This is a genomic window from Blastococcus sp. TF02-8, assembly GCF_003319175.1.
Taxonomy (GTDB): domain Bacteria; phylum Actinomycetota; class Actinomycetes; order Mycobacteriales; family Geodermatophilaceae; genus Blastococcus.
In genome coordinates this window covers 373,317-380,876 of sequence record NZ_QOHK01000004.1, presented here as the reverse complement: position 1 = coordinate 380,876, position 7,560 = coordinate 373,317, and the positions used below count along the sequence as shown (strand labels likewise).

General features: G+C 74.0%; 8 protein-coding genes and 1 rRNA gene. 3 read left to right on the top strand and 6 right to left on the bottom strand.

What is annotated here, in order from left to right:
- Positions 1 to 117 (top strand): 5S ribosomal RNA (gene rrf / locus DQ237_RS11040).
- A gap of 265 nt (positions 118 to 382) precedes the next feature.
- On the opposite strand, the gene DQ237_RS11035 is transcribed toward rrf, so the two are convergent.
- From DQ237_RS11035 to DQ237_RS11025, 3 genes are read right to left on the bottom strand one after another with little or no spacing between them, the layout of a single operon-like run.
- Complete coding sequence (locus DQ237_RS11035) at positions 383 to 1,078, bottom strand: hypothetical protein (RefSeq protein WP_113800041.1); 696 nt, start codon at positions 1,076 to 1,078, stop codon at positions 383 to 385.
- Positions 1,078 to 2,007, bottom strand: coding sequence for an ABC transporter ATP-binding protein (locus DQ237_RS11030; protein WP_240619571.1), 930 nt, complete (start codon positions 2,005 to 2,007; stop codon positions 1,078 to 1,080). The genes DQ237_RS11035 and DQ237_RS11030 overlap by 1 nt, the downstream gene beginning before the upstream one ends.
- On the bottom strand, positions 2,004 to 2,363 hold the full coding sequence (locus tag DQ237_RS11025; protein WP_113800039.1) for a GntR family transcriptional regulator: 360 nt from the start codon (positions 2,361 to 2,363) through the stop codon (positions 2,004 to 2,006). Before DQ237_RS11025 ends, DQ237_RS11030 begins: the two co-directional genes overlap by 4 nt.
- A 195-nt stretch (positions 2,364 to 2,558) precedes the next feature.
- Here DQ237_RS11025 and DQ237_RS11020 point away from each other — a divergent pair, with 195 nt between their 5' ends.
- The gene (locus tag DQ237_RS11020) at positions 2,559 to 2,861 is read left to right on the top strand and encodes a DUF4333 domain-containing protein (RefSeq protein WP_205730164.1); all 303 of its coding nucleotides are present in this window, start codon (positions 2,559 to 2,561) and stop codon (positions 2,859 to 2,861) included.
- Positions 2,862 to 2,865: 4 nt separating this feature from the next.
- On the opposite strand, the gene egtE is transcribed toward DQ237_RS11020, so the two are convergent.
- From egtE to DQ237_RS11005, 3 genes are all read right to left on the bottom strand, one after another.
- The gene (egtE, locus tag DQ237_RS11015) at positions 2,866 to 3,981 is read right to left on the bottom strand and encodes an ergothioneine biosynthesis PLP-dependent enzyme EgtE (RefSeq protein WP_205730163.1); all 1,116 of its coding nucleotides are present in this window, start codon (positions 3,979 to 3,981) and stop codon (positions 2,866 to 2,868) included.
- Between the two features lie 65 nt (positions 3,982 to 4,046).
- Positions 4,047 to 4,778, bottom strand: coding sequence for an anti-sigma factor (locus DQ237_RS11010; RefSeq protein WP_240619570.1), 732 nt, complete (start codon positions 4,776 to 4,778; stop codon positions 4,047 to 4,049).
- Positions 4,753 to 5,436 carry an RNA polymerase sigma factor gene (locus tag DQ237_RS11005; protein ID WP_113800037.1) on the bottom strand — a complete coding sequence of 228 codons (684 nt, stop codon included), beginning with the start codon at positions 5,434 to 5,436 and terminating at the stop codon, positions 4,753 to 4,755. The genes DQ237_RS11010 and DQ237_RS11005 overlap by 26 nt, the downstream gene beginning before the upstream one ends.
- Before the next feature lie 183 nt (positions 5,437 to 5,619).
- On the opposite strand from DQ237_RS11005, the gene DQ237_RS11000 reads away from it, so the two are divergent.
- Positions 5,620 to 7,548 (top strand): bifunctional diguanylate cyclase/phosphodiesterase, encoded by a 1,929-nt coding sequence (locus tag DQ237_RS11000; RefSeq protein ID WP_113800035.1) that lies wholly within the window; start codon positions 5,620 to 5,622, stop codon positions 7,546 to 7,548.
- The last annotated feature ends 12 nt before the right edge of the window (positions 7,549 to 7,560 follow it).

Genomic DNA, 7,560 nt, shown 5'->3' with positions numbered 1-7,560 from the left:
TACGGCGGCCATGGCGAGAGGGAAACGCCCGGCAACATTCCGAACCCGGAAGCTAAGCCTCTCAGCGCCGATGGTACTGCCCTGGAGACGGGGTGGGAGAGTAGGACGCCGCCGGACAACCATTGAGACGATGGGCCCCAGCCACCAGGCTGGGGCCCATCGTCGTATCCACCCCCGCCCGGGCGAAAAGTGCACGAACCGCCCGGGCAGAGAGTGCACGAACCGCCCGGGCAGAGAGTGCACGAACCGCCCGGGCAGAAAGTGCACGAACCGCCCGGGCGAAAAGTGCACAAAGCGCCCGGATGCTGTGCCGCGGGGGGCGGGGCGACGACCGCCCCCGCTTCGTCACGATGACGGAACGGGGACGGCGCAGCAGGACCGGTCAGGGGACGACGCGGCGGATCCCCGGGAACGTCGCCACCGCGAGCGCGAGGGCCAGCCCAGCCGGCAGGCCGATGGTCAGCGTGGCGACCGACTGGTCGGCGAACCAGACGATCACGCTCCCCCAGGCGTCGAGCCAGCTGATGAGGATGGCCAGCCCGCCGAAGAGCACCATGGTCGACACGACGAGGCCCCAGATGCCGGCCGGGCCGAAGCGCTGCCGCACCACCCCCATGCCGACCCCGATGGCGATGAAGGCCAGCATCGGCGCGCCCGAGGCCAGGACCTGCAGGAAGAAGCTGTCGACGTCGAACGGCCCCGGCGCCCAGTAGTTCAGCCCTGCGCCCCACCCGCCGGTGGCCCCCTCGACCGCGTCGAGCACGGCGAGGGCGAGGCCGTAGTACAGCGACTGCGCCACCGCGAACAGCGCCGTCCCGAGGTAGAACGTCCGCCGGCTGACGCTCAACCCCATCGCGAACGGCAGCAGCTGGGTCACCGACTGGACGAAGACGACGAGAACCGTGACGTAGAGCGCGAGGACGCCGCCGGTGAAGCCGCCCTCCTGCTGACCGGCGGGCGTCAGGTGCCACACGGCCACGTTGATCGCGAAGCTGATGGAGACCACCAGCCACGGGATGCCGAGACTCACCAGGGGGTTGACCAGATGCAGGCGGGCGGCCTGCAGGACGCGGGTCATCAGGAGACCTCCTCGAGGTCGGCAGGGGGCGCGGGCTGCAGGGGCGCGCGCTCGCCGGGGGTCTGCAGGCTCATCGCGACGATCAGCTGCTGCAGGTTGGTCGGTTCCACGGTGAGGCCGGTGTCGGCCGCAGCCTGGCGCGCGTCGCCGTCGGTCACGCGGACCACGGCGCGGGTGTGGCCGCCGAGCGACTCGGCGTGCAGGAGGTCGTGCCGTCGGGCGAAGGCCTGCACATGCTCGGCGGGGCCGCTGACCGTCACCGCGGAGTGCCGCAGCGACTCCGCGTCGTCGTCCAGGAGCACCCGGCCCCGGTCGATCAGGAGGACGCGCTCCAGCAGCGGCGCGATCTCCTCGATGAGGTGGGTTGAGAGGACGACGGTCCGGGGCTGCTCCGCGTAGTCGGCGATCAGCCTGTCGTAGAACAGCTGTCGGGCGACGGCGTCGAGCCCCAGGTAGGGCTCGTCGAACAGCGTGAGCGGAGCCCGGGAGGCGAGACCGATGATGATGCCGACCGCCGAGGTCATCCCGCGGGACAGCTTCTTGATGGTGCGCTTCGCAGGGAGGTCGAAGTCGCGCAGCAGCGAGCGGGCGAGGTCGGCGTCCCAGTTCGGGAACAGCATGGCGGCCGCGCTCAGTGCGTCCTGCACCCGGAAGTGATCGGGGTAGCGCTGACCCTCGCGGACGAAGCAGACGTCCTGCAGGACGCTGTCGTTCTCGTACGGCGAGGCGCCGAAGACGTGCACGCTGCCGGTCGTCGGCACGCGGTGGCCGGTGACCAGCTGCATGAGAGTGGTCTTGCCGGCGCCGTTGCGACCGAGCAGGCCGGTGATGCTGTCCCGCGCGAAGGTGGTCGAGACGCCGTCGAGGGCGGTGTGCTCGCGGAAGCGCATCGTGACGTCGTCGACGGTGACGGCTGCGGTGGCGGTCACTGGTCCTCCCAGTCGGCGATCAGGGCGGTGAGCTCGCGGGGGGAGATGCCGAGCTTCTGCGCCTCGGTCATCAGCGGACGGACGTACTGGTCGGCGAACTCGCTGCGGCGGCGCTTCAGCAGCTGCTCGCGGGCACCCGGGGCGACGAACATCCCGACTCCTCGTCTCTTGTAGAGGACCCCGTCGGCCACCAGCTGGTTGAGGCCCTTGGCGGCGGTCGCGGGGTTGATCCGGTGGAAGGCGGCCAGCTCGTTGGACGAGGGGGCCTGGCTCTCCTCGGCGAGGGAGCCGTCGACGATCGCGTTCTCGATCTGGTCCGCGACCTGCCGGAAGATGGGGCCGGCGTCCTCGTTCACGACGAGGCCCGCGGTGAGCCGGGGAGGCAGTGGTCCCCGGGTTCATTACTCATGTAATGCACCATAGGACCTGAGCCGAGCGAAGCGCAACCGGCTTCGTCCGTGAGCGACTGGCGGCACGCGGCTGGTTCGATGCCGAGACGCCTGCGTCCCCTGTCGCAACCCGTCTGGCACGCACCGCGTTACGGTGGGCCCGTGCCCGCCCGCGTCGCCGTCGTCCTCGGCGGAGCGGGGCTGCTGCTCACCGCCTGCGGCACGGACCCGGCGACTGCGGCGCAGGTGGCCGCGGAGGCGGAGCGGGTGCTCGAGCAGCGCACCGGCGTCGCCGCCGACGTGACCTGCCCGGAGGAGCTGCCCCCCGAGGCCGGCGCCGAGCTGCGCTGCGTGCTCGTACCCGACGGCGAGGCCGTGGAGTACGGCGTCACGGTCACGGTGACCGCCGTGGACGACGACGTGCTGGACCTCGACGTCCAGGTGGACGACGAGCCCTCGGGCTGACCGCTCAGAGCGCGGCGGCCAGCGCCTCGAGGTCCTCCGGCGCCGTGTCCACGTGCGGGGAGACACGCAGCACCGGCCCGGTCATCTCCCCCGGCGCGCGCTCCGGGCCGATCGCGCTCAGCACGATCCCGTGCTCGGTGAGCAGCCTGGTGCGGGTCTCGACGACGTCGACGCCGTCCGGTGGGCGCAGGGTCGTGGTCGCCGTCGGCTCGTCCACCGGCTCCACCACCCGCCAGCCGCGGACCCCGTCGAGCAGCTCCCTGGTCCGGCGCCCCAGCGCCGCCAGCCGCTCGCGCACGGCCTCGGGGCCGACGGCCAGGTGCTCGCCCGTGGCCACGACGAGACCCACGCGGCCGGCGACGTGCGCCTCTCCGGACTCGAACGCCCGCAGCGGTGGTACGTCGGCGGGCGCCGGCAGGAGGGGCACCAGCTCCGCGGCCACCCGGGGCCGCACGAACAGCATGCCGACGCCGCGAGGGCCGGCCAGCCACTTCCGGGAGGTGCCGTAGACGACGTCGGCGCCGAGGTCGACGTCCGCGTGGCCGAGGGACTGGGCTGCATCCAGGACCAGCGGCACCCCTGCGTCGCGGCACAGCTCGGCGATCTCCCGGGCCGGCTGGAGGACGCCGCGATGGCTGGCGATGTGCGTCAGGTGCACGAAGCGCGGCGGAGAGCCCGCCAGCAGCCGGCCGACCGCGTCGACGTCGGCGCGGCCGATCCCGTCGACCGGCAGCGGCTCCGGGCGCAGCCCCGCCGCCCCCAGGAGCGCGATGTTCGGTGCGTACTCCCCCGGGAGGCAGGCCACCCGCGAGCCGGCCGGCAGCTGCCACCCGGACAGGAGCGTGCGCAGCGCGGCCTGGGCGGACTCCACGAACACGACGTCCGCGGCGGCCATGCCCACCAGGCCGCCGAGCACCGAGCGCCCCTGCTGCAGGAGGTTCTCCGCGGTCGCCTCGGCGACGTAGCCGCCCAGCTCGGCCTCGTGGCGGGCGTGGTGCGCCGCCGCCTCGAGCGCCCGGTGCGTCTGGCGGCTGGCGGCGGCGCTGTCCAGGTGCCGGCCGGCCGGCCGGGGCCGGACCGAGCGCCAGTGGGCCCCCAGCTCCTCGTAGGGCAGTGTCACTCGTGCGGCCTCGTGCTGGGGCCCGCCGCGAGCGCGCGAGTGGTGGGGAGCATGGGGTCCTTCATCTAGCTGTCGAGCTGCCCACGCGCGATCGAGACCCCCGAGTGCGTGGGGTCGCCGTCCAGGGGCTCGACGGAGACGTCGACCAGCGGGTACTCGGCGAGCTCCAGCCCGGCGGGGAGCTCGAAGGTCTGCGAGCCGGGACGGAGCACGCCGAGCGGGACCATGTCGACGACGTCCGGCTCGATCAGCCAGAGCTCGTAGTACTCGTCGTCCAGGGCCGGGGCGTCCAGCTGCACCTCCAGTGCCCGGGAACCGTCGCCGCGCACCACGACCTCGGCCCGGCCCGATGCGCGCTCGTCGGTCAGCGGGTCCAGGGCGACGGTGGTCAGCTGCCGGGTGTCGTCGTCCCCGCCCCGCACGAGGGCGGTGACGCCGGCGCCGGCGACCGCGCCGGTGACCACCGCAGCGGCGACCAGCAGCACCCCGCGCCGGCGGCTGCGGCTGCGGAGCGGCAGCACCTGTGCCGTCGCCGGCTGCGCGGCCGGTACTCCTTCGGGCACGGCCGTGACTCCGGTCGCGGCAGCGATCCCGGCCCACACGGAGGCCGGTGGGGTCGCCGTGGGTCCGGGCTCGGCCAGCTCCGGGACGGCGACGGCGTCCACCGCGCGGCGCAGCGAGTCGACCTCCGTCCGGCACACGGCGCAGTCGGCCAGGTGGCGGGCGTCGTCGTCGGGCAGCGGTTCGTGCAGCGCGGCGAGGGCGAGCTGCTCAGGCGGGCAGTGCGGCACCGTCACCCTCCAATCGGCTCCTCAGGCGCTCCAGCGTGCGGCGGATGTGGGACTTCACGGTGCCCAGGGGCAATCCCGTGCGCTCGGCGATCTGGCTGTGGGTGAGATCGGCGAAGAACGCGAGCTCGATGATGCCGCGCTGGGGCTGGCCCAGGCGGTCCAGCTCGTCGAGCACGAGCATGCGGTCGGCGACCACGCTGTCGACCGACGGACCCGGCGTGCCGGTCGGCGTGGCCTGGGCCTGGGACAGGGCGGCCTCGGCCTCGCGCCGCTGCCGGTCGCGGCGGGCCCACGTGTCGGCGATCTTGTGCCGGCAGATCCCGACGAGCCAGGCCGGCAGCGGGGACTCGCCGGGCCGGAAGCGGGCGCGGCCCGTCCAGGCCGCGATGAAGGTCTGCTGCGTGACGTCCTCGGCGTCCGGGCCGGGCCCGAATGCACGCACCGCCATGCCGTGGACCTGGCCGGCCCAGCGCTGGTAGGCCCACGCCAGCGCCTGCTCGTCGCCGGCGGCGAACCGGCGACCCACCTCGGCGTCGTCGGGCGCCAGGTCCCCGAACGCGGTGTCAGCGGGCTCCCGGGCGCCGCTCCCGGCGGCCACGGAGTCCTCGAACACGACGCGAACGCTACTGGGCGGGGACGGGGGCGCGACGAGCAGCTCGCTCATGGCGTGCCGTCCTTCCTCCGGGGAACCGTCAGTCCTCCTTCGTCCGGCGGGTGGCATCCGGATGCAGCTCCGGCGAACAACGGTCCCCCGATAGGTTGAGCACGATCAAGTTTCCACGCTCGCGCGCCGATCCCTTCCTCGGACGCGAGGGTCGCGGCCCGGAAGGGGAGCCCGGTGGGTCGCATGGTGAGGTCCTGGCGCCTGCTCGCGCTGGTGCTCGTCCTCGCCGGGGTGACCGTCGGCGCGGGTGCGCTGAACCTCCAGCAGCGGGAGCGCGAACGGGCGCTCGAGCACGCGATCACCGATGCCGGCGTCGTCAGCGAGCTGCTGGTCGAGGTGGAGCTCCCGGCGGACGTCGCCGTCGTCACCGCTCTCCCCGGTGACGTGCTGGCCCGCATCGGCCGAGGGGTCGGGCATCTGCGCGAGGGCAACCGGCTGGTCGGCCTGCAGCTGTGGACCCGCGACGGCCGCCTCCTCTACAGCGACAGCTCGGACCCCGACCCGCTCTCCCCCGAGGAGCAGGCGCACCTGGCCGACGTGCTGGCCGGGAGGCCGCAGGTCGAGTTCGAGCACGACGAGGACCGCGCCGGCCCGACGGCGACCGTGCTCATCGCGCCGGTCGGCCCCGACGGCGTGCCCGTGGGACTCGTCGCCGAGATCCTGCTGCCGGAGGACGTGGTCGCCGGCCAGCTGCGCGAGGCCACCATCCGCCTCGCCCTCACCGTCGGCGCACTGCTGATCGGCGTGGTGATCCTCGGGACCACCAGTCGCCGGCGCATGCTGCGGCGGGAGCACCGGGCGCTGCACGACCCGCTCACCGGGCTGGGCAACCGGGCGCTCCTCGTCCAGCAGGACCTGCGCAAGCACACCTCGGCGCTGCTGCTCCTGGACCTCGAGGGCTTCAAGGAGGTCAACGACGCTCTCGGGCACGCCATCGGCGACGAGCTGCTGGTCGCCATCGGCGACGAGCTGCGCTCCGCCGTGCGCCCCGACGACCTCGTGGCCCGGCTCGGCGACGACGAGTTCGCCCTCCTGCTGCGCGACGTCCCCGACGGCGAAGCCGCGCTGGTGCGGGCGCGGGCGCTCCTCGCCCGGCTGGAGCGTCCCTTCGCGGTGGGCGGCGTCTCCCTCGAGGTGGGCGCGAGCATGGGCGTCGCGCTGCACCCCGAGCACGGCGACGACATGCCCTCGCTGCTCCGCCGAGCCGACATGGCCCTGCACCGGGCCCGGCACGAGGGCGGTGGCGTCCGCCTGTTCGACCCCGCCGACGACACCAACGACGCCGGCCAGCTGGAGCTCCTCGCCCAGCTGCGCGGCGCCATCGACGGCGGCGAGCTGCGACTGCACTTCCAGCCCAAGGTCGCCCTGCGAACCGGGCGCACCATGGGCTTCGAGGCGCTGGTGCGCTGGCAGCACCCCGACCGCGGCCTGCTCGGCCCGGGCGCCTTCGTCCCCGCCGCCGAACGCGCCGCCCTCATGCGGCCGCTCACCGAATGGGTGCTGCGCGAGGCGATCCGTCGCTGCGCCGGCTGGCGGGCGGAGGGGTGGGACGTCGACGTCGCCGTCAACGTGGCACCGGCGACGCTGCTCGACCCCGAGTTCCCCGCGCACGTGAACCACGTCCTCGCCGCCGAGCAGCTCCCCGGGCACGCCCTCGAGCTGGAGATGACCGAGACGGCGGCGATGGTCGATCCCCGGCGGACCGCGGAGACCCTGCGGCGGCTGCGGGCCATGGGCGTGCGCGTCTCGGTGGACGACTTCGGCGCCGGCTACACCTCGCTCTCCTACCTCAAGACACTGCCGGTGACCGCGCTGAAGATCGACCGCGGCTTCGTCACGCACCTGCTCGAGGACGGCGCCGACGAGGCGGTCACCCGCACCGTCGTGCAGCTCGCCCACGACCTCGGGCTCACCATCGTCGCCGAGGGGGTCGAGACGGCGGAGGTGCGCCAGCGACTGCTGGAGCTCGGGTGCGACGAGGCCCAGGGCTACCTCTTCGCCCGGCCGATGGACCCCGACGACGTCCCCGCGTGGCTGCGCGAGTGCGCCGCGGCCGCCCGGGCGGCGCTGCCCACCCCTCGCTCGTCGGTGGAGCGGCCGGCCCACCGCTGAGCATGCCGCCGC